The organism is Paenibacillus sp. GCM10012306 (assembly GCF_042649265.1).
Classification (GTDB): domain Bacteria; phylum Bacillota; class Bacilli; order Paenibacillales; family Paenibacillaceae; genus Paenibacillus_AQ.
This window is the reverse complement of record NZ_JBHRYW010000004.1, coordinates 117,092-137,873: the sequence shown is the minus strand read 5'-3', so window position 1 is coordinate 137,873 and position 20,782 is coordinate 117,092. Positions and strand designations below refer to the sequence as shown.

Here is a 20,782-nt window from a genome sequence, read left to right as displayed (position 1 = left end):
TAATCATCGTTACCAGGGAGGCTTCAATTTATATGGCAGTATTCATCAATGAACAAATACGGGCGTCCGAGGTCGATCTGACAGGGCTCCGCGGCGAAAAGCTTGGCGTGATCTCCACGAAGGAGGCGCTGGCTATGGCTCGTGCAGCAGGAGCAGACCTGGTCTGCACCTCACTAATGAGCAGTCCCCCGCCCTGCAGCCTGATGCCAAAGGGCAAAGGGAAAGCGGCTGCGCAGAAGGAGAATTCGGCAGCACGCAAGGCAGATGCTGGACGAGCTTCGGGAAAGGGTAGTAAGGAGAAGGTCAAGGAGCTGCGCTTCACTGCTCATATCGAAGAACATGACTACGACACCAAGCTTCGCCAAGCGGAGAAACATCTTCGCTCCGGCAAGCCAGTGCAGCTCGTCGTCAAAGCGACTGGTGCGAAGGAAGCTGCGGCTGCGAAGACCGTGATCGAGCGGCTGGTGGCCGATCTGAAAGAGGCTGGCGTGAAGGACACCGGTATCCAGACTGGCGGCAAAGGCTCGCAAGTGAAGCTAAATCCGCGCTGAAGCTGAATGATCATACGCGGGAATGGAGCAGTCGGCCAATAAGCAGCAATAGCTGCCTGCAACTTATTCGATAAAACGGGGCGCCCAGTGGGCACCCCGTTTTTTTGTAAATCATTAATGCCAACTACTCTTTTCCAAGGAAGCTCTTGATAATAAAGTCCAGATGAGCTTCCATAGATACAGCATCATTATAATAAGAACCCTGGGCATTCATAAAAAACACACGGTTCTCTTTTACAGCGGGAAGGCCCTTCCATAAGGAGCTGCCATATACCACATCCGGGTCACCGTCGTCCCAGCCCCAGTTGCTCGTAAAGATATAATCACCAGCATATTCCGGCAGCTGCTCCAGAGACAGGTCAACAACTCCTTCATGTTTGTCCAGGGCTTCCTCTTGAATAATCTTAGGAGCCTTCAAGCCAAACTCTCCGTACAGAATTTCACCGCCCCTGGCATAGAAATCACCAAATGCATAAAGCCCCTTGGCATACGGCTGCAGGATGGAAACTGTTCGGTCGCCTACGACCTCCTTTATTTGCGGCTTGTATTCATTGATTTTCCGATCCCACTCTTTAACCCAGTCCTCTGCGGCCTGCTCTTTGCCTGCAATCTTCCCGTATTCGAGCATCAGATCTTTGTAAGAATACTTTCCATATTCTAAACGAACGACCGGGGCGATTTTGTCCAACTCTTTAAAGGTCGGCTCCATCACATCGGCAGCGACGACAATAATAAGATCAGGCTGCAGACTCAAGACTTTCTCGGGTGAGAGTGAATCACCTACAGCTTCGACTCCATCTAGCATCCCCTTCAAGAACGGATTCTTCATGGTTTCACTTTGCATACCCACCGGTTTAACGCCTAGTGCTAGTAAATTACCAGTAAAACTACCGGTCAGATCTACGATCCGCTGTGGATTCGCTGGAATGACCACAGTTCCTTGGCTGTCCGTATAATTTCTTGTCGTCGCATCCGTAGAGGGTTGTATAGAGGCTTTCTCCGTTAAATTCTGGCCAGTCGATCCTGCACCAACGTTGCCAGTACCAGCGTTCCCTGTGCTTGTCCCGCTTGAACAAGCGCTGAGCAATAACATAATACACATTAGTATTGTTACCGCCGCCATGGAGGCTGGTTTATTTTCTTTATACATGCGCAAACTCCCCTTTTCACTCAGTTGATAACGGTTCTCATATCCATTATCAATATAACGAAGCGGGGATTCCTGCACAATGGCAGTTCGGGAATGGATGCGGGGCAATTTCAGAACTAAATTCCCACTGCGTTGCATTGTTCTGAACGACGTAGGGGTCTGGCCATAGTACTTCTTGAAACTACGATTGAGCGTATGCGCATCGGGAAAGCCTACTCGTTGGGCAATCTCCTGCAAGGTACCTTCAGTATCTATTAATAACTGCGCAGCCTTGTTCATCCTGATTTGTGTAAGCAGGCGAATCGGGCTGTCATTCATTCTGCTTCTGAACAGCTTCGTCAAATACCTGGTGCTACAACCAAACTGGTCTGCCAATACATCCAGTGTAATAGGCTCCATGTAACGATCATTCATGTAACGAAGGACCTGGGCCACCAGATCAGGCCGGGAAGACTCGATTCCCTGACGCTGCATCTGCCATAACAGTTCGTGCACAAATTGGTAGAATAACGATCGTGCATGGAATTTATCCAAGGGTTCGGATTTCATCCACGCCTCGAAAATACTCCCTGCCTTATCCAGCAGCGAGAGCGGGTGAGACGGTGTGAGCGCGTATTGAAGCTGATAGGGCTTGTTCATGGCCAATAGCCGCCCCCTTTCCTGAGAGGCAGGCAATGTCAGCACGGCTTTGTATAAAATCAAATAATATTCCAGCTGCTCTTCGACTGCAATATCCAGGCGTGCACCCTTCCCTCCATGCAGGACATGGAACGGGCTCACACTATACATGGAATCATCCATCCAGATCCTTGCACGGCCGCGAACCACACACAGAAAAGTACTGGCCGGAAGGCAGTATTCCAACAAGGCTTCTCCTTGCTCCAGCAGCACATAACGTACATCCATTAATTTTATGGAAGTATGGTTCCACAGCGTAATATGCTCGTTCAAATTCATCGCAGCGTCTCATTCCCTCCAGCCGCACAACTGCGGTCTTCATCTTCCCTTATTATATTGATAACCATTCTCACAGTAAAGGAATGAAGACGCTCGCATCAGATGATGCCGGCGTGAAGCTTACTAATCTGATTGGTAGTTTTTGTACGCTGATCTCATTTATGTTATCATTGTACTCGTTCGTTTACTTATCATTGAAGGAGGAGTACCTGATGAAGAAAAGATCACTTAAAGATTTATCCTCTGGTATCGGGTATTCTACGGCTGTTTTTTTCTAGAATCCAAATCGACGGGATAAGTCTGTCTAAATCGCTGGCATTCTAAAAAAACGGTGAAAATATATAATCGAAGTATTATGTATTTTCCATTTATAAGGAGACCTACAAATGAATCTTAAACAAATTCCAGTTAAACGATATAACCCCGAAATGATCGCGAAGCCTGTTGGAAACTACAGTCATGTCACCAAAATAGACAGAAATGCAGAGCTCTACGTCTTCTCCGGCCAAATCGGCATCGATCAGGACAATCATATTCCTGACGATTTTAATGAGCAAGTCACAAATACCATGAACAATATCGTCGCCATCTTGTCTTCTCAACAACTAACGCCCGACCATGTCATTAAAATAAACATTTGGGCGACAGAAGAGATCGATTGGGATCATTTCTATGACCAATGGAACGCTGTATTCGGACCGACATCGCCTTCCATGACGGTTGCATATATTCAAGGCTTAGGATTGCCTGAATTAAAAATTGAATTGGATGTCTGGGCAGCCGGTTAATGTCTGCAAAGCCCCTATAATATACAAAACGAGCCCTAGAATGATTCTAGTGGCTCGTTTTCTTAGATCGACTTCTTACTCAGTCGCGCCAGCCTCAACACTTCCCAGCCCGCGGATAAAGGTCTCGAAGTTAGGGGCCAATTCTGTAATCTTATGGCCCTTCTCTTGGCTGACATGGACAACTTCCGGTTCGCCGACATTGCCGGATGAACGATAGTCGAGCATAATCACACCTTGTGTTGGAGCAAGACTGTCGCCAATGACGACGCCAATCTCCGGATAACCCTCATTTTCAATCACAAACCGGCTACCGGCTGCTCCACACAGTGAATTAGGCTTGTCCCGGCCAATTCCACGAATACCGGCAATCGTAATGAATTTTTCTTCTGTTATGGGGTAACTCGTATTTTTAGGAATACCGCCGTTATGTAATTTCATCAAAGCAACATAGGATGGAGGCAGCTTGAAGACCAATTGTTCCTCCACTGAATCGATCAGTTCGTCTGTCGGCGGCTCCGATACATACTCTTGCAAAGCAGCCTCGCTGTCATCCCAAAAGTTTGAGGCATCAACTGGCTTATACGAACTCTTGGCAGGCGTTTTGGCCGGTTTCTTTGCGGTTTTTTCCCGAATCCATTCCAGGAACTCCAAGGTATCCTCATCTTCGGGGTCTAGCTTATCTGCTGCTTCAAAGGCTTGCCGCGCTTCGTCATATTGCTTGAGATAATAATGAGACACTCCAACCCGGTAATGCCAGAGCGCATCCTCCAGGCCTTCCTCCCTGATCTTCTCAAACTGCTGAAGCGCCTCTTCGTATTCACCCAAATTATTCAGCGCTCTGCCCAAATGGCTAGTTAATTCATAATCTCGCTCTTCTTCAGGAATCTCCGTAATCGCATCGACGATTTCTTGAAATTCATCTTCCTCATGCCATGTTTCCAGTTGTTCCAACAACTCATCGCTCATCTTCCATGCCCTCCCGTAAGAAACTACAATATCTATTAGAAGTATACCATTTCCAGCACAGCACTCTCCAGCGCGGACAGGCTTACGTAGTCTGCCCTATCATTATATGGCTTGAATCCAATGCAATATACGTTTGTCCCGCTACGCGCAAATAGCCAGGGCACCCCTAAGAATACCCCAGCCATATACATATTCATTCAGCGACCCCAAACATACCTAAGATTATCATGGATGCACTAGAACTTGCTTACTAGCTGCGCCGTCTGCTTCCAGTAGCTGCTTCAGCTTTTGCCTTGTATCCGTACCATTCTTCGGCGTATTGACATACATCTTCAGGTTTGTATTTTCCGATATAAGAAAGCACGTAATCTCAAAATTTAGCTGTCCAGCCTGGGAATGATTCAGCAATTTGTACATATCCCGGTCTTTGTCGATCCGGTGCATCGGCCACCACTGATCAAATTCCTTGCTTAACGATCTAAGCTCATCAATAAATTGCGTAATCCATGGATCGTCAATAAATTGGCTGCAATCGGCCCGGAACTTGCCCAGCATCGTCTGGGCACTGATCTCCCAGTCCGGGAACAGGTCGGCAAAATCTTTTTCTGTGAACATGACTCGCATCAGGTTGCGCTTGCTGCACTCTAATCGGCTGAAATCGTAAAATACAAGCGCCGCCGCTCGATTCCAGGCCATAACATTCCAGCGGTTGTCCACGATCATGGCTGGCGATTCCATTAGATTATCCAACACATGTTGATGCATCGGCTTGACCTCTTCATAACTGGGGTAATAGGAAGGAGGAACGTGTTGAGCAAGAGCATACAGGTGCACAATCTCCTGACGGTTCAGCATCAGCACTCTGGACAAGCTCTCCAATATTTGTATAGACACCTGAATCGGACGTCCTTGTTCAAGCCAGGTGTACCAGGTTACGCCGATTCCTGCCAGAGAAGCAACCTCTTCCCGGCGCAGTCCCGGTGTACGGCGGCGTATTCCTGCAGGCAACCCTACTTGTTCGGGGGAAATTTTTGCCCGGCGGGTTTTGAGAAAGTCCCCAAGCTCTTGATGACGCTGCTTTGTATGATTCATTCAAAGCCCACCTGCCTTTCAATACGTAATATCTTTGGGGCCAAAATGCACCCCTGTAGCTATCTAAGCTAAGGATGGTAGTAGTATATACGAATGATTTTTCAAAAGCAAAAACGTGGATGATAAACAGACCAGAGCAAACTAAAGAACGCCAGCCATAAAGCCGGCGCTCTGTGCGAAAACCAAAAAGAGCTGTCTCACCGCAGACAAAGATGCGATGAGACAGCTCCTGTTATTAATACCTAACCTTAGTAGCGGGAACCGAAGACAATGCCTTGTGGAGCGATCGCTTCGATCTGAGCAAGGTCGTCTTGTGTCAGTTCAATGTCCAGTGCACCAAGGTTCTCTTCAAGATAAAGTGTGCGTTTTGTACCCGGAATCGGCACAATATTCTCTCCCTGAGCAAGTAGCCAAGCCAAGGCTAGTTGAGATGGCTTGCAGTCTTTCTCATTCGCAAGTTCCTTGATCTTGGCCACAAGATCAAGATTCTTCTGGAAGTTCTCGCCTTGGAATCTTGGAGAAGTGCGGCGGTAATCGTCCGGTTCGAGGTCCTCATAACGCTGAATCTGTCCAGTCAGGAAACCGCGGCCGAGTGGGCTGTACGGTACGAAGCCAATGCCTAACTCGCGGCATGTCGGCAGAATGGACTCTTCGACATCACGATCCCACAGCGAGTATTCAGTCTGCAGCGCTGTGATCGGATGAACAGCGTGTCCACGTCGAATAAGATCGGGTGATGCTTCCGATAGACCAAGATAACGAACCTTACCTGCCTTGACAAGGTCGGCCATCGCGCCTACAGTTTCTTCAATTGGTGTATCCGGATCAACTCGATGTTGATAGTAGAGATCTATATGATCGACACCGAGACGTTTCAGACTGGCATCACATGCAGCCTTTACATATTCAGGGCGGCCGTTGACGCTAACGGCACCATTCTCCCCAACTACTGCGGCGAACTTAGTCGCTAAGATAACCCCATCTCTGCGACCTTTTAGCGCCCGTCCGAGCAGTTCTTCATTTTCGCCTAAACCATAAACATCTGCGGTGTCGAGCAGCGTAACACCAAGCTCCAATGCCCGGTGGATGGTACGGATGGATTCCGCTTCATCCCGCCCGGCATAGAAGTCGGACATGCCCATACAACCAAGACCTAGCGCGGATACCTCCAGTTTGCTGTTTCCAAGCGTTCTTTTTTTCAAAGCTTTCTCCACCTTTCTAAATTAAGGAGTATTCTAGATAAGACTCCTGTGATTTTTGTTAAAAGTGACGCTAGTGACATCATACAGGGCTTGGCCCGCCGCTGACAGATGCCTGTTTATACAGGTATTAATACTACCATGATACAGTGGAGGCCCCTCTCCTCTGGTCGCCCATTTTGCCCTATTCCATATCTACCGGCTTCTGAATACCATCCTCATAGAAATCAAAGAACAACTGCTGCTGCGTGCCTCTTACGGCGTAGAACACATCCGACAGTTGCTTTCCCTTGCGCTTCACTTGTTTTTCTAACCATTCCCTGGTTAGCCCTTGATTCTCCAGGTTCCCCTCCAGGATGACACCATCCATCACGAATTCCACTGGAAAATGTTCTGTCTTCGCAGGAAGCTTCAGATCCTTCTTGGTGACAAATTGGTACTCCTCTTTTTTTAATACGGATACCGTCCCGTTATCTTCCAGCACCGCATAAGCCACCTCTTCCATATTGAAAATCCCCATGCCCCGCAATACCTGGGCCAAGGTATCGAGCGTATATCTTAGCTTCTTCATGTTGTTCTCAAGAATCTTCCCATTTTCGATCAGTACCGTAGGCGAACCCGAGATCCAGTTTCTTAATTTGGGATTCTTCAAGGCGATGTAAGATAGCAAAAAGGACACGATGGTGACAACAATAAGCGCCAACAGGAAATAGGATGTTTTAAGCGATTCATTAAACGCCAGATTGCCCGCAATCGAGCCAAGCGTAATACTGGTCACAAAATCATGAAATGTCATATTGGAGATTGTCTGCTTCCCCAGCAGCTTAGCTACCAGTAAAAGCGCTAAGATCGAAATCATAGCCCTGAATAATATGTCCAGATAAGCATGCATGTCATCCACCCTCCTCCCAATCATTGTTGCCAACCAGTAATGGAAACAATCCCTGTCAGATGGCGAGATTATTGAACGGGGCGCATATCCTATCGGACGCGCTTTTATTACATCTCATTTATGGATTATATTTGAAGTGAAGAATTTAAGAGGAGTGAGTGCATGATCAACCAAATGATTGTAAGTGAAATGATCTCACAACTGGGCATGGACCCCGCAGAAGTTAAGCTCCTTGGAGGGTATAACAGCAATGTCTTCGAGGTCGGTTTAAAGGAACCCTTTATTGTAAAAATAATGGAGAGGTCACATCATTCCGAAAGGGACACTTTATCGGAGTTGGAGTGGCTAGGATACCTGCATTCGCAAGGGGTTAATGTCGTTCAGCCACTGTGTACTAATGGGAATGGATATATTCAACCTCTGGATGATGAGTATTATTATGTAGCTTTTAAAAAGATAAACGGTGTGCATATTTCACCAGACCAACATGAAGCTTGGGGAGATACTTTATTTGAAAAGTGGGGCGAAGTACTGGGCAAGGTACACTCGACTACCAAAAGGTATTCGGCCGTTCATGACCGTCCTCATTGGGACCACAACAGTCTACTTTTAAATGTAGAGACTCTCCCTCTCAAGCCGCAACTCATTCAAAAATGGAAACAGTACATAAAAGAGTTACATGCACTACCTATTTCAAGTGATACTTTCGGACTGATTCACGGAGATCTTCATTATGGAAATTTATTAACGACAGGAACTGAGCTCACCCTTATTGATTTCGGAGATAGTGAGTACCATTGGTTTGCTTACGACATTGCCATTGTTATTTATCATGCCTCTCTCACTGTACAAAAATCTGAAAGGGATGAATTCGCTCAAAACTTCTTTAGCTCATTTATGAGTGGTTATACCCGTTCGAACCCCAACACATCATTCATTAAAGACATTGCCTACTTCATTGATTTCAGACATCTCTATTCCTTTACGTATCATTCATTACATCTAGACAAGAGCGCATTAACAGAGGAGCAACTACGCTACCTTCATGAGATGGAAGAGTCGCTTTTGAAGGACAGCCCTTTCTTAAATACATCCTTTACATGATGCTGAGAAGATATGGCGTCTGAAGCCTATTGAATGCCTGTATAAAAATAACCCCATTGGCTTTGCCCAGACATTTAAGATCCGGCAGCTCAATGGGGCTATTCATTTTTCTTAGAGTTTCTTCTCATAAAAATGTGCAGAAAACCTTCCGTGTTCATTATTCATCTCGTTCTGCTAAAAGATTTCCGTCAATCACCCGCCTATACGACAGGCTCTTGAACGGCTTCTTTCTCCGCTGATGGGTTCACATCGTTCCATACCGAACTCTTGATCTCGCGCCGCAGGGTAGGAGCGACCTCCTCGGCGAAGCGTGCCGCTTGCTCGCGCTGTTCGGACTCCGTCAAGCCATCCACGCTGATGCTGAGCACCTGATTGCCGAACGCCTTGTTATAGCGCAGTATTTTCTCAATCACATGCTCTGCACTGCCGACCAGAATGGGACCATTCTCGATATTGTCCTCGAGATCCCGGAAAGGTGACAGATCATGCGGAGCTTTCAGCCTGCCATGGAACGCATCATAATAAGGCCGGAACTTCTTGATCGCTTCTTCGGTCGTATTGGCTATAAAAATAGCGCCGCCGGCGCCTGATCCAATGACTGCCTTGGCGGGATCATGGCCGTAAAAAGCCAGCCGTTCGCGGTAATGCTCGATCAACGCTGTGTACTTGGACTGGCGGTGAATTGTATTGGAGGAGAACAACGGCTCGCCGTATTTGGCTGCCAGCTCGGTTGAATGCGTACTTGAGGCGCTTCCGTGCCAGATCGGAATCGGCTGCTGGAACGGCCGTGGCTGGGTCGTCACATTCTCTAGCGGAGTGCGATAGCGCCCCTGCCAGCTGACATTCTCTTCGCTCCATAGCCTTTTCAGCAATGCGTACCGCTCGGCAAGCGACTCCCACTGTTCCTCCTCGGAAATACCGAAGAGTGGATAATGGCTCGCGTCGTTACCTTTACCGATAATCAGCTCAATCCGTCCGCCTGAAAGATGATCGAGCGTCGCATAATCCTCCGCCACCCGGACTGGGTCAAGCACGCTAAGCACCGTCACGGTCGTTAAAAGCCGGATGTGAGAGGTTCTCGCAGCGATAGCAGTAAGCACAACCGGTGGCGATGAAGCGATGAATGGCGCGGTATGTCGTTCACCTACACCGTAGGCGTCGAAGCCTAGCTCCTCGGCAAGCACAGCTTGCTTCAGCACGTTCTGGAATTTCTGCTGTGTCGTGAACGATTCCCCTGTCAGGGCGTTAGGCGTGTTGAGCAGCAAGCTCATCAATGCGAATTTCATGGTCAGATGGCCTCCTTATGGTGAAAATGGTAATGGATCAAAGTGGATAATGACAAGCTGCGGCATGGCCGCTGCTGATGTCCGCAAGCTTCGGCTCCTCTTCCCGGCACCTTGCCGTAGCTGCTGGGCAGCGAGTATGAAATCTGCAGCCAGACGGCGGAGACATCGGCGAAGGAATTTCGCCTTGAATGGAGACGAATTCCCGTTTGCGACTGGGATCAGGCCAAGGAATCGACGCAATCAACGCGGCGGTGTAGGGATGGGCCGGATGCTGAAACAATTCATCTGCCGGAGCGACCTCGACCAGCTTGCCAAGATACATAACCCCGATCCGTGACGACACATGCCGGACGATGTTAAGACCGTGCGCAATAAATACATAGGTTAAGCCCAGCGTGTTCTGGAGGTGCTGCATTAAGTTGACGATCTGAGCCTGTACTGACACGTCAAGTGCGGATACAGCCTCATCTGCCAACACGAACTTTGGCTGCAAGGCAATTGCGCGGGCAATCCCGATCCGCTGGCGTTGCCCACCTGAAAATTCATGCGGGTATCGGTCAGCCCAAGCCGGGTTCAGGCCCACCAGTTGCAGCAGCTCCTCCACACGTGCCTTCCGCTGCGCGGCAGGCAGCGATTCATGCACAACTAACGGCTCAGCAATGGTCTCGCCAATCGTCCAGCGCGGATTGACCGAGCCGTAGGGATCCTGGAAAATCATCTGCATATCACGGCGGACATCCCGCCGTCTTGCAGCGTTCATGACCGTCAAGTCTTCCCCGCTGAATAAGACACGACCAGCGCTTGCTTGCTCCAGCTGAATCAGGACGCGCCCGAGCGTAGATTTGCCGCTGCCGGATTCGCCGACAAGCCCGAAGGTCTCACCTTTACGAATCGTGAAGGAAACGTCATCTACAGCATGGACGACGGCCTTGGTCAGGCCGAAGGGCCCTTTGACCGGATAATGCTTCGTTAATCCGGCAACCTCAAATAGCGGTGGCGCCTTCGTCAGCGCTTCAGCTGCGATGCTTGGGAACGACGTTTTATGGGAGACTTCTATCTTTTTCGACACATTTAGTGGTACTGTCCGGCGGTCCGCGAAGGGATCGATGTCCTCACCGTTCAGAAGCTTATCCGTATGCCAGCAAGCTGCTTCATGACCATCCTCTCCAGCCAGTAACGGCACCTCGGTACGGCATTGATCGGTAGCCAGCGGGCAGCGGGGATGAAACCGGCAGCCGGAAGGGAATTCCGCCACATTGGGCGGCGTTCCTTCAATGGTATACAGCGCGGCGCTGCGGTCACTGTCCATCGTCGTAATGGAACGCAGCAGCCCGGCGGTGTAAGGATGGCGCGGCTGCTGAAACAGGCGAACTGCCGGTGCCTGCTCTACGATCCGGCCCGCATACATGACGATCATCCGATCAGCCATTTCGGCCGCGATCCCGAGATCATGGGTGATCAGCAGAATGGACATGCCATATTCCGCCTTCAGTTCGTTCAGCAGCTTGAGAATCTGCGCCTGGATCGTGACATCGAGCGCTGTTGTCGGTTCATCCGCGATTAACAGCTCCGGCCCGCAGGCAAGCGCCATAGCAATCATTGCCCGCTGGAGCATCCCCCCGGACAGCTCATTCGGGTATTGACCAAGGCGCAGCTTCGGCTCCGGGAATCCGACGCGGCGCAGCAACTCCTCGGCATGTGCCCTGGCTTCCTTCTCGCTGCGCTTGTCGTGGCGACGAATCGTCTCCACAAGCTGGGCACCAATCGTAAAGACAGGATCGAACGCCGCCATCGGCTCCTGAAAGATCATCGCGATTTTTTTGCCACGAATGGCCCGCAGCAAGTTCTGGGGAAGTGTCGTTAACTCTTGTCCGTCCAGCTTGACACTGCCCGCCGCGATACGCCCCCGGTCGAAATCGGTCAGGCGCATGATGGCTTTGGACGTAATCGTCTTGCCGCTACCGGATTCACCGACCAGGCATACCGTCTCACCTCGGCCGATATCAAAGGAGACATCCGCGATCGGCACAAGTGTGCCGCCGGATGCCTGGAATTCAACCTTCAAGCTTTCGATTTCCAGCAAGGGCCGGGTCATATACTGCCTCCTTCCGCCAGTCAGGCGCCGCTTTTTCTTGGATCCAGCTTATCCCGCAGCCGGTCTCCGATGATGTTGATAGCCAGTACGAATAGCGCGATAGCAAGCCCCGGGAATGTGCAAATCCACCAGGCTACCGTCAAATAACCCCGTCCTTGTGCGAGCACAGTGCCCCAATCCGGAATTTCCTTAATGACCCCAAGACCCAGGAAGCTAAGTCCCGATCCGGTCAGAATAGACGTTCCAATACCTATCGTGGCCATCACCAGGAATGGTGCCAGAGAGTTGGGCAGCACATGCTTGTAGAAGATGCGAAATCCCGAACTACCGATAGAACGAGAGGCTGTGACGAACGCCCGATTCTTGACGCTAAGCACCTGGCTCCGCATCACCCTTGCATAACGCGGAATCGTCCCGGCCGCAATCGCCAGTACGACGTTGATCAAGCTGGGCCCGATGGCCGCAGCGATCGCCAGCGCCAGCAGAATGCCCGGTATCGTCATCAGTACCTCAATGATCCGCATAATGACCTGATCAATCCATCCTCCGACATAGCCAGAGAAGGCTCCGAGCACACCACCGGTCAGTCCACCCACGATGACGGAAGATAGACCGATGAGCAGCGAATCCCGGCTTCCATAGACGATCAGGCTGAACACATCTCTTCCGAAATAATCGGTGCCAAGGAAATGCTTAGCGCCGGGCGGCTGCAGCAACTGAGCCGCATCCATCATCGTGGGCGAATAGGGCGCGACCCACCCCGGCACAATCGCACAAACGACCAGAAAGAGCACCACTAATTCCGCCGCGTACAGGAACAAATCGGATACGCCGAGATGCCAGGACCTTTCAGGGCGTTTGCTTTCGCTTTTCCATATGGGCTTAAGCGCCGTTGCTTCTTTCATTCCGGTTCCTCCTCCCTTCTATACGCGTTCTTATTAGGTCGACCGCCGGATGCGCGGATCAACTAACGAATACGAAATGTCTACCAGCATGTTCACGGACACATAGATGATCGCGGTGAAAAAAACAACGCCCTGCACCACCGGTATATCCTTTGCCATGATTGCGTCAGCGAGGATGCGGCCAATCCCTTGGCGCGCGAACACCGTCTCGATCACGACCGTCCCGCTCAGCAGCTCGCCGATCATAACCCCTATCATTGTCAACGCGGGAATTAGGGAATTTCGCAGCGCATGACGATACATGACCGCTCGTTCCGCAAGACCTTTGGCGCGCAGAGTCAGAATAAACGGCTCGCTCAAGATTTCAAGCATCGTATTACGAACCATCCGGACAATAAAACCTGCACCTACCAGCCCCAGCGCAATGCCGGGCAGTACGAGCGTTTTCCAGCTTCCAGAACCCATCGCCGGGAACCAGCCCAGCTTAATGGAGAACAACAGCAGCAGCAAAATACCCGTCCAGAACGACGGCATCGAAATGCCGAACAGGCCGACAAACCGCGCCAGCACATCGATAATGCCGTTCCGGTGGATCGCAGACAAGACGCCAAGCAGGATGCCAACCACAATGGAGACCGCAGCGCTGACGAAAGTGAGCGCAAGGGTAGCCGGAACCTGTTCGAGGATTTTGGGCAGAACCGGATCTTGTGTAATCCGCGACTGACCGAAATCTCCTTGTAACAAATGGATGAAATAGCGGGAAAATTGTTCATAGAACGGCTGATCCAATCCGAGTTGATGGCGCAAATCCGCAATCGCCTCAGGCGATGTCGCATTACCATCCAGCATTTGCAATACCGGATCGCCGGGCAGTACATACATGATGAGGAAGACCAGCATCGACGAACCGACCACGACGAGCAGGGAAGTGAGCAATCGCGTTACAATGGTTCCGGCCATTTCCTTGGCCTCCTCTCCGGTTATTTGTGGATACTTACATCATAAAATTGCGGGTACCCGAGCAGATCGAATTTCAGACCTTCGACCGTTTTCGGATGGGCTACCGTATACGGGAACACATAGATCGGGAGAATTACGGCATGATCAATCAGATATTGCTGGATTTTGGTATAGGCTTCTTTTCGCTTCTCCAGATCGGTTTCCTCCGAGCCAAGATCAAGCAGCTTGTCGATTTCAGGATCAGACAGATTCGACCAGTTCGTACCTCCGTTGGCGTATTCCTTGCCGGACTGGAAAATGCTCCGCATGACATCAGGATCAGCCTTCACCTGAGAGTTGCCAAAAAGATCGAAGTTGCCTTCCTTAAGTGGTGTACTCGTATCCTTCGTAATGTTGAGTGTCACATTGACGCCAATTGCTTTCAATTGCTGCTGAACGATTGCTGCAATGTCGTTACGCTTCTCACGATTCGGCGAACCATCAAGATAACGGAGAATCAGCTTCTTGCCATCCTTCTCACGTATGCCGTCCGCACCTTTCTTCCAGCCTGCTTCATCCAGCAGTTGGTTTGCCTTGTCAAGATCGGGTTTGATCTTGTTCTCTAGCGATGCATCATATCCGAGCAGCTCTGGTGTGATAGACGACCAGGCCCGGTCATATGTACCGAGGTACAGGGTTTTGACGATCGTATCGACGTCGACCGCAAGCTGCACAGCTTGGCGTGCCTTGATATCACTCCAAATGTCACTCTTCAAATTGAAATAGAGGGAGAAGGCCGTTCCGTTCGTGATCGCCTGATCCACCTGGAACTCGGGATCATTTTTAAGAGCGGCAATGTTCTGCGGTGGAACTGCTTCTGCAGCCAGCAATTGTCCGCTTTGTACACTACCGATGCGTGTCGCCTCTTCCGGCACTATCTTGAACGTCAGTTTATCCAGATGCGATGGTCCTCTGTTATCCGCAGTTGGTGGACCCCAGTTGTAGTCCGGGTTCTTCTCCAGGGCGATTTCGTCATTCTCCGTCCAACTGACAAATTTGAACGGCCCCGTGCCTACGGGATGCTTGCCATATTGATCACCATACTGCTGTATTGCCTGTGGTGAAGAGATACCGAGGAATGCCGAGCTCAGCCCGCTAAGAAACGGCTCGAACGGTTGTGACAGGATTAGCTTGATTGTATAGTCGTCAACCACCTCCGCCGATTCAAAAGGACCGATAAGAGACTTGGCCTGACCTCTAGCCCCTGTCGTAATATGGTCGAAATTCGCTTTAACAGCCGCGGCGTTGAATGGTGTGCCATCCTGGAACTTGACGTCTTGGCGCAGTTTGAATGTATAGGTCTTGCCGTCTTCCGATTTCGTCCACTCCGTTGCTAGCCAAGGCTGGAAGCTTCCATCCTGAAGCTGAACGACGAGGCTATCCGTGATATTTCGGAATACCCGGTGAGATACTGCAAATCCGCTTGCTCCCGGATCGAGAGTATCTGGAGATGTCGCCAGCGCGTAGGTCAGCTCTCCACCTTCCACTGGCTTGGCAACCGCTGGAGCCGCTGCAGAAGAATTGGTAGAGCTAGTGGCTTCTCCGCCTTTGGCCGCGCAGCCTGCCAAGACCAGTGTTAATGCCGCTGTTAACGATACGTAAGTCGCCCATTTGATAACCCGTTGTCTTATCATACTTAGCTCCCCTTTTCTCTTAAACGTTATAGTAGACCACACACTGCAATTACGCCTGCTGCAAAGTCAACGCCTTACCGTCCCACACTGTGCTGGGAATTTCGCGCCGTAGAACCGGCATAACATCCTTAGCGAACCGCTCTATTTGCTCGAGCTGTTCTGATTCGCTCAATCCGTCCGCGCCGATGCTAAGCACCTGATGACCATATGCACGGTGGTAAGTCAGCACCTTCTCGATTACACTCTCCGGACTGCCAACCAGCGTAGGACCGTTCTCTACTGTATCTTCAAGGCTTTTGAATGGCGATTGATTATGCTTCGCCGAATCCGTGGAGCTGAATGCCTCGTAATAAGGCTTATATCTACGGATCGCTTCTTCCTTCGTATCCGCCAAATACAGACTGCCACCACCGGCTCCAACGACAGCATCCTTCGGATCGTGGCCATAGTACTCCCAGCGTTCACGGTAATGATCGATCAGTGCCTTGTACTTCGCCATCGGGTGAAAGCCATTTGACGAGAAGATCGGCTCCCCGTATTTCGCCGCAAGCTCGGTCGACAACGGGCTAGAGGCACTGCCATGCCACACCGGAATCGATTGCTGGAAAGGCCGGGGTTGTGTGGTCACCTTATCCAGCGGCGTCCGGTAGCGTCCCTGCCAGGTGACATTTTCTTCGTTCCACAGCCGCTTGAGCAGCTCATAGCGCTCGGCAAGAGACTCCCACTGCTCCTCTTCCTTAACCCCGAAAAGCGGATAATGGCGCGGATCGTTGCCTTTCCCGATAATCAGTTCGAGCCGTCCACCGGACAGATGATCTAACGTAGCATAATCCTCAGCCACCCGCACAGGGTCCAGTACGCTTAGTACAGTCACCGTCGTAAGCAGACGGATGCGACTCGTTCTGGCCGCAATTGCCGTTAGAACAACCGGTGGAGACGAGGACAGGAATGGCGCTCCGTGTCGTTCGCCCACACCATAAGCATCGAAGCCCAGCTTCTCGGCCAGCTCTGCCTGCTTCAGCACGTTCTGGAATTTTTGTTGTGTGGTCAAGGCCTCCCCCGTAAGAGCATTCGGAAGATTAAGCATCAGACTGAACAAAGCGAATTTCATCGGATACCCTCCTTCATATGATTTCACCAAAACATTATAATCCGGTTGTTTTAGTATGAATTATAAAGACTGTAGCATCCTTGCCTCTTCACGTCTAATAGAGTTTTTCTAGTATTCATTCGGAAAATCTGATACAAGTCCCTCTTGTCCTGTATTTCTCTATACTTTCGTCTAGTTATCTGCCACGATTATTCCTGGGAGAGGGCGTATAGGCGATGTGCCAAATGAACCGATAGCCCCTCTATCTTGTCTATTCTTTAGGAGGTGATCGCCGGTGGACGACGATTACTTGAAATACGCTGCTCCCATGGATGCTAATACACTTGAGTCACTCATGCGCGAATACGGCCAAGAAGTATGGAACTATGCCTATTTGATCTGCCGTAGCCGGAGTATGGCGGACGATATTACGCAGGACGTCTTTCTAAAGGCATACCGACACCTCGCCTCGTTTCGCGGGGAGGCATCCGTGAAAACATGGCTGCTCCGCATTACACGCAACCTGAGCTACAACTATAGAAATTCAGCCTTCTTCCGAAAAACACTGCTGCTCGATGTCATTATCCCAAACGGCAACCAGCGCTCTGCCGAGCAAGCGTTCCTGGATGAAGAGGCGACCAACGAAGTTTGGCGTCAGGTGTTCTGTCTATCTGCCAAGCATAGAGAGGTTCTGTTGCTTCATGCGAGGCATCAACTGTCGCTCGCCGAGATTGCTTCGCTGCTCGGGGTTCCCGAAGGCACCGTGAAATCAAGATTATTCACTGCACGCCAAAAATTATCAAAGCTGCTCAAGGAGGATGAAACCCATGGACAGTTTATCTAATCCGGATTGGTACGACACTTTGAAAGAGGATCAGCCGTTCCGAACGCGTAATTTCACTGAAGCACATGTGGCTGATATTTCTACGAAGGCGGTTACGGCAGCAGCCCGAAGCACCTTTTTCAAGCGAAAAAGGGTTGGAGCGGTAATGATTGCCGCCGTCGCTTGCACAATTCTTCTCTACTCGAACATGCTTACATCGAACGTGGCGCCAGTTGCCTCCACCCAAGCAGGTGGAACCATCGGTACGCTCGATCCGCACATCCGGGACAGATTGATTAATTCGAGCAGCAGCCAGGCACAGCAGAAAGAAATTCTATCCGAGAAACGTGTCAACGACCATCTCGAATTGATCTATTCTGTACCTTCAAACCCCGCGCTAAGTTCCGCCTTATCCATCGACATTTTGAGATGGACCGACTACGGCGGAGATCGTTCCATCGGTACCGGCCTCGATGGTTGGTCTCACGTCTTCAGGGGTCAAGCTGGAGGAATCGATAATCTCGTGATGACTGGCGTATCGTGGGACGGAAAAATAACGTACGATGGCCTTAATCTATTTACTGGGAAACTGCTCCAATCCAGCATCGCAGGCATCCGGGTCGTAGACGGGTCCGGCAAGGCGTGGGATGCGCAGCTCTCCCCAGGACCGAATGGCTCGCGCTATTGGTTCGTCGACATGCTCGTACCGGTCAACGAATTCAGAATTGAAGCCTTGAGCGAACATGGAACTGTGCTGTCCAGTTATTCACCTGAATAACCTAACGGAAAGGATGGTTCTCAGAAAAGCAAAACAGCCCTCGTTCCATGGAATTCAGGAACGAGGGCTGTCTCAATTATTTTTCATATCGCCTACCTCGCGGTCTGCTGTTCACTACTTAAACCCAGTGTCTGCGCTGTAGAAGTATGAATTTTCTGAATAAGATCTGGGTTTTCCACTAGTGACACTCCGTAGGAAGGAATCATTTCTTTTATTTTCGGTTCCCAATCTTGTAGATGTTGCGGGAAGCATTTCTCGATCACCTCAAGCATGACGGAAACAGCGGTAGAAGCACCTGGAGAAGCGCCGAGCAATGCGGCAATCGATCCATCAGCGGCACAAACCACTTCTGTACCAAATTGCAGCGTTCCTTTGCCCGCAGCCGTATCCTTGATGACCTGCACACGCTGACCGGACACCAATAGATCCCAGTCCTCACTTTTAGCATTTGGGATGAACTCCCGCAGCTCTTCCATACGCTGTTCCTTCGAAAGCATCACTTGCTGGATCAGGTATTTGGTCAGAGACAGATTTTTGGCCCCTGCCGCCAGCATTGTTAGCACGTTATTAGGTTTCACAGAACCTAACAAGTCAAACATCGAACCGGTCTTCAAGAACTTGGGCGAGAACCCGGCAAACGGTCCAAAGAGTAGCGATTTTTTATTATCGATAAATCTGGTGTCTAGATGCGGAACAGACATTGGCGGGGCGCCGACCTTAGCTTTGCCGTATACTTTGGCATGATGCTGGGCTACAACTTCCGGTTTATTACACACCATGAACAGACCGCTGATCGGGAATCCACCAATATGCTTGCTCTCAGGGATACCAGACTTTTGCAGCAAAGGAAGGCTTCCTCCCCCACCGCCGATAAAGACAAACTTCGCCGTACGGCGTTCAACTTGACCACGATCATTCCGTACCTTCAGTTCCCATAAGCCATCGCTGGTCCGTTTAATATCTTCAACACCATGCTTGTAATGAATATCGACATTCTTAGTCTTTAAATGGTTGAACAGCATGCGCGTTAAAGCGCCAAAGTTAACATCCGTGCCAGATTCGATTTTAGTTGCTGCGATCGGCTCATCCAATGGCCGGTCCTTCATAATCAGCGGTATCCATTGCTGCAATTGCTCGGGATCATCGGAGAATTCCATACCTTGAAACAACGGATGATTTGAGAGCGCTTTAAAACGTTCCTTCAAGAACGCTACATTCTTTTCCCCGAGTACCATACTCATATGTGGCAATGGCATGATAAAGTCTTGCGGATTACGAATCAGATCACTGCTCACAAGATAAGACCAAAACTGCATGGAATCTTGAAAATGCTCATTCACAATGACAGCTTTGCTGATATCTATGGTTCCGTCCGGTTTTTCGGTAGTGTAGTTAAGCTCGCATAGTGCAGCATGCCCCGTTCCCGCATTATTCCATTCGTTGGAGCTTTCCTCTCCTGCGCTAGCTAGCTTCTCAAACACTGTGATTTTCCAATCGGGTACTAATTCTTTCAACAATGTCCCCAACGTCGCACTCATGATTCCGGCACCAATTAAAATAACGTCTGTTTCGGTTTGTCTGCTGCTCATGTATACCGCCCTTACACGTTAGTATTTGAAGAAAAGATGCAGTGCGATCTGAGCTTACATCTTCTCAATTATAACCTGAACCTAGTATATCACTTTTAATTTTATAGATTAAGTTTTTTACAGCTTTCTTCTCAAGAAATGATGCTCAGTATTTTATCAATAACCTGCTTGTCTAAAACAATGTTATGACCAGATATACAAGTATCAAAATCCATCTCTCGATACTTCAAGAGTGTGCGGATATAATCTTCCTTTTCCCCATAAAGACTAGGAATAATCTCATCCATGGAGTCGCCGATATTATCGCCTACATTGATCACTTTATCTACTTCATCAAGTACACTTATAGAATCCACGGTATGGCCAGGGGTATAGATAAGCCTTATTTTATCTTCAGGAAAATACAGTTCTTGTTCAAACGTCAGATTGGGCAGATGCATTTCTGCTTCACCCTCAAGATACATTTTAAACTTCTCGAACGTGTTCTCCCAATTCTGCTCTATCATCTCTCCACATAGCCTATGAGATATGATCATACAATCTTGAACTGAGCTATTACCCCAAATATGATCCCAGTGATGATGTGTATTTATCACAATGATTGGTTTGTTGTTATGCCCTATGTATTCTTTGATCGCTGCAATGGTTAGAGAGCCAAGCCCTGTATCAATAAGATAATTGTATTTATCCCCCAGAATAAGTTGAACATTTAAATCCCATCCTGAAGCCGTTCGGGTAGTAAACAACACACTTCTATTCTTAATTTTTTCTATTTGCATAATTACATTCTCTCCTCATGTTTTTAAAGAAAATAATATACATAACAACTTGATAATTATAACATTAAATCAAATAAATAGTGTTCAATATCCTAAGGGGGGGAA

The 20,782-nt window shown here is 49.5% G+C and carries 18 protein-coding genes; 5 read left to right on the top strand and 13 right to left on the bottom strand.

Annotation, left to right across the window (positions count from 1 at the left end; translation table 11 throughout):
- Positions 1–32 precede the first annotated feature (32 nt).
- Entirely contained in the window at positions 33–551 is a 519-nt protein-coding gene (infC, locus tag ACFORK_RS11455; RefSeq protein ID WP_379198835.1) for a translation initiation factor IF-3, read from the top strand.
- A gap of 124 nt (positions 552–675) precedes the next feature.
- On the opposite strand, the gene ACFORK_RS11450 is transcribed toward infC, so the two are convergent.
- Positions 676–2,658 (bottom strand): ABC transporter substrate-binding protein, encoded by a 1,983-nt coding sequence (locus ACFORK_RS11450; protein WP_379198833.1) that lies wholly within the window; start codon positions 2,656–2,658, stop codon positions 676–678.
- A gap of 386 nt (positions 2,659–3,044) precedes the next feature.
- Here ACFORK_RS11450 and ACFORK_RS11445 point away from each other — a divergent pair, with 386 nt between their 5' ends.
- Positions 3,045–3,446, top strand: coding sequence for a RidA family protein (locus ACFORK_RS11445; RefSeq protein ID WP_379198831.1), 402 nt, complete (start codon positions 3,045–3,047; stop codon positions 3,444–3,446).
- A gap of 75 nt (positions 3,447–3,521) precedes the next feature.
- Here ACFORK_RS11445 and ACFORK_RS11440 read toward each other — a convergent pair whose 3' ends face one another.
- The 4 genes from ACFORK_RS11440 to ACFORK_RS11425 all read right to left on the bottom strand — a co-directional run bounded on the left by ACFORK_RS11440 (position 3,522) and on the right by ACFORK_RS11425 (position 7,595).
- On the bottom strand, positions 3,522–4,412 hold the full coding sequence (locus tag ACFORK_RS11440) for an SMI1/KNR4 family protein (RefSeq protein WP_379198829.1): 891 nt from the start codon (positions 4,410–4,412) through the stop codon (positions 3,522–3,524).
- A gap of 225 nt (positions 4,413–4,637) precedes the next feature.
- Positions 4,638–5,504 carry a helix-turn-helix transcriptional regulator gene (locus ACFORK_RS11435; RefSeq protein ID WP_379198827.1) on the bottom strand — a complete coding sequence of 289 codons (867 nt, stop codon included), beginning with the start codon at positions 5,502–5,504 and terminating at the stop codon, positions 4,638–4,640.
- Between the two features lie 248 nt (positions 5,505–5,752).
- A complete protein-coding gene (locus tag ACFORK_RS11430; RefSeq protein ID WP_379198825.1) occupies positions 5,753–6,706 on the bottom strand; it encodes an aldo/keto reductase in 954 nt (317 codons plus the stop codon).
- Positions 6,707–6,887: 181 nt separating this feature from the next.
- Entirely contained in the window at positions 6,888–7,595 is a 708-nt protein-coding gene (locus tag ACFORK_RS11425) for a DUF421 domain-containing protein (RefSeq protein ID WP_379198823.1), read from the bottom strand.
- Between the two features lie 162 nt (positions 7,596–7,757).
- Here ACFORK_RS11425 and ACFORK_RS11420 point away from each other — a divergent pair, with 162 nt between their 5' ends.
- Positions 7,758–8,699: a phosphotransferase enzyme family protein gene (locus tag ACFORK_RS11420; RefSeq protein WP_379198821.1), complete on the top strand. Its 942-nt coding sequence runs from the start codon at positions 7,758–7,760 to the stop codon at positions 8,697–8,699.
- Between the two features lie 200 nt (positions 8,700–8,899).
- Here the strand turns inward: ACFORK_RS11420 and ACFORK_RS11415 are convergent, their stop codons facing one another.
- From ACFORK_RS11415 to ACFORK_RS11390, 6 genes are read right to left on the bottom strand one after another with little or no spacing between them, the layout of a single operon-like run.
- A complete protein-coding gene (locus tag ACFORK_RS11415; protein ID WP_379198819.1) occupies positions 8,900–9,985 on the bottom strand; it encodes an LLM class flavin-dependent oxidoreductase in 1,086 nt (361 codons plus the stop codon).
- A 37-nt stretch (positions 9,986–10,022) separates the two neighbouring features.
- Complete coding sequence (locus ACFORK_RS11410; protein WP_379198817.1) at positions 10,023–12,080, bottom strand: ABC transporter ATP-binding protein; 2,058 nt, start codon at positions 12,078–12,080, stop codon at positions 10,023–10,025.
- A gap of 20 nt (positions 12,081–12,100) precedes the next feature.
- Positions 12,101–12,985 carry an ABC transporter permease gene (locus tag ACFORK_RS11405; protein ID WP_379198815.1) on the bottom strand — a complete coding sequence of 295 codons (885 nt, stop codon included), beginning with the start codon at positions 12,983–12,985 and terminating at the stop codon, positions 12,101–12,103.
- 33 nt (positions 12,986–13,018) lie between these two features.
- On the bottom strand, positions 13,019–13,945 hold the full coding sequence (locus ACFORK_RS11400; protein WP_379198813.1) for an ABC transporter permease: 927 nt from the start codon (positions 13,943–13,945) through the stop codon (positions 13,019–13,021).
- Positions 13,946–13,965: 20 nt separating this feature from the next.
- Complete coding sequence (locus tag ACFORK_RS11395) at positions 13,966–15,618, bottom strand: ABC transporter substrate-binding protein (RefSeq protein WP_379198811.1); 1,653 nt, start codon at positions 15,616–15,618, stop codon at positions 13,966–13,968.
- A 49-nt stretch (positions 15,619–15,667) separates the two neighbouring features.
- Positions 15,668–16,729, bottom strand: coding sequence for an LLM class flavin-dependent oxidoreductase (locus tag ACFORK_RS11390; protein ID WP_379198809.1), 1,062 nt, complete (start codon positions 16,727–16,729; stop codon positions 15,668–15,670).
- Between the two features lie 274 nt (positions 16,730–17,003).
- Between ACFORK_RS11390 and ACFORK_RS11385 the strand changes: the two genes are divergently transcribed.
- On the top strand, positions 17,004–17,552 hold the full coding sequence (locus ACFORK_RS11385; protein ID WP_379198807.1) for an RNA polymerase sigma factor: 549 nt from the start codon (positions 17,004–17,006) through the stop codon (positions 17,550–17,552).
- Positions 17,536–18,309, top strand: a complete 774-nt coding sequence (locus tag ACFORK_RS11380; RefSeq protein ID WP_379198805.1) for a hypothetical protein — start codon at positions 17,536–17,538, stop codon at positions 18,307–18,309. The genes ACFORK_RS11385 and ACFORK_RS11380 overlap by 17 nt, the downstream gene beginning before the upstream one ends.
- A 92-nt stretch (positions 18,310–18,401) precedes the next feature.
- Here ACFORK_RS11380 and mqo read toward each other — a convergent pair whose 3' ends face one another.
- Both mqo and ACFORK_RS11370 read right to left on the bottom strand, forming a co-directional pair.
- On the bottom strand, positions 18,402–19,898 hold the full coding sequence (mqo, locus tag ACFORK_RS11375) for a malate dehydrogenase (quinone) (RefSeq protein ID WP_379198803.1): 1,497 nt from the start codon (positions 19,896–19,898) through the stop codon (positions 18,402–18,404).
- A gap of 131 nt (positions 19,899–20,029) precedes the next feature.
- Positions 20,030–20,677 (bottom strand): MBL fold metallo-hydrolase, encoded by a 648-nt coding sequence (locus ACFORK_RS11370; protein ID WP_379198801.1) that lies wholly within the window; start codon positions 20,675–20,677, stop codon positions 20,030–20,032.
- Between the last annotated feature and the right edge of the window lie 105 nt (positions 20,678–20,782).

Excerpts from the sequence above, each read along its gene's own strand:
- ACFORK_RS11440 (WP_379198829.1), bottom strand. The coding sequence starts at position 4,412 with ATGAGCGATGAGTTGTTGGAACAACTGGAAACATGGCATGAGGAAGAT.
- ACFORK_RS11400 (WP_379198813.1), bottom strand. The coding sequence starts at position 13,945 with ATGGCCGGAACCATTGTAACGCGATTGCTCACTTCCCTGCTCGTCGTG.
- ACFORK_RS11425 (WP_379198823.1), bottom strand. The coding sequence starts at position 7,595 with ATGCATGCTTATCTGGACATATTATTCAGGGCTATGATTTCGATCTTA.
- mqo (WP_379198803.1), bottom strand. The coding sequence starts at position 19,898 with ATGAGCAGCAGACAAACCGAAACAGACGTTATTTTAATTGGTGCCGGA.
- ACFORK_RS11410 (WP_379198817.1), bottom strand. The coding sequence starts at position 12,080 with ATGACCCGGCCCTTGCTGGAAATCGAAAGCTTGAAGGTTGAATTCCAG.
- ACFORK_RS11415 (WP_379198819.1), bottom strand. The coding sequence starts at position 9,985 with ATGAAATTCGCATTGATGAGCTTGCTGCTCAACACGCCTAACGCCCTG.
- ACFORK_RS11390 (WP_379198809.1), bottom strand. The coding sequence starts at position 16,729 with ATGAAATTCGCTTTGTTCAGTCTGATGCTTAATCTTCCGAATGCTCTT.
- ACFORK_RS11380 (WP_379198805.1), top strand. The coding sequence starts at position 17,536 with ATGGACAGTTTATCTAATCCGGATTGGTACGACACTTTGAAAGAGGAT.
- ACFORK_RS11420 (WP_379198821.1), top strand. The coding sequence starts at position 7,758 with ATGATCAACCAAATGATTGTAAGTGAAATGATCTCACAACTGGGCATG.
- ACFORK_RS11395 (WP_379198811.1), bottom strand. The coding sequence starts at position 15,618 with ATGATAAGACAACGGGTTATCAAATGGGCGACTTACGTATCGTTAACA.
- ACFORK_RS11445 (WP_379198831.1), top strand. The coding sequence starts at position 3,045 with ATGAATCTTAAACAAATTCCAGTTAAACGATATAACCCCGAAATGATC.
- ACFORK_RS11405 (WP_379198815.1), bottom strand. The coding sequence starts at position 12,985 with ATGAAAGAAGCAACGGCGCTTAAGCCCATATGGAAAAGCGAAAGCAAA.
- ACFORK_RS11435 (WP_379198827.1), bottom strand. The coding sequence starts at position 5,504 with ATGAATCATACAAAGCAGCGTCATCAAGAGCTTGGGGACTTTCTCAAA.
- infC (WP_379198835.1), top strand. The coding sequence starts at position 33 with ATGGCAGTATTCATCAATGAACAAATACGGGCGTCCGAGGTCGATCTG.
- ACFORK_RS11370 (WP_379198801.1), bottom strand. The coding sequence starts at position 20,677 with ATGCAAATAGAAAAAATTAAGAATAGAAGTGTGTTGTTTACTACCCGA.
- ACFORK_RS11450 (WP_379198833.1), bottom strand. The coding sequence starts at position 2,658 with ATGAATTTGAACGAGCATATTACGCTGTGGAACCATACTTCCATAAAA.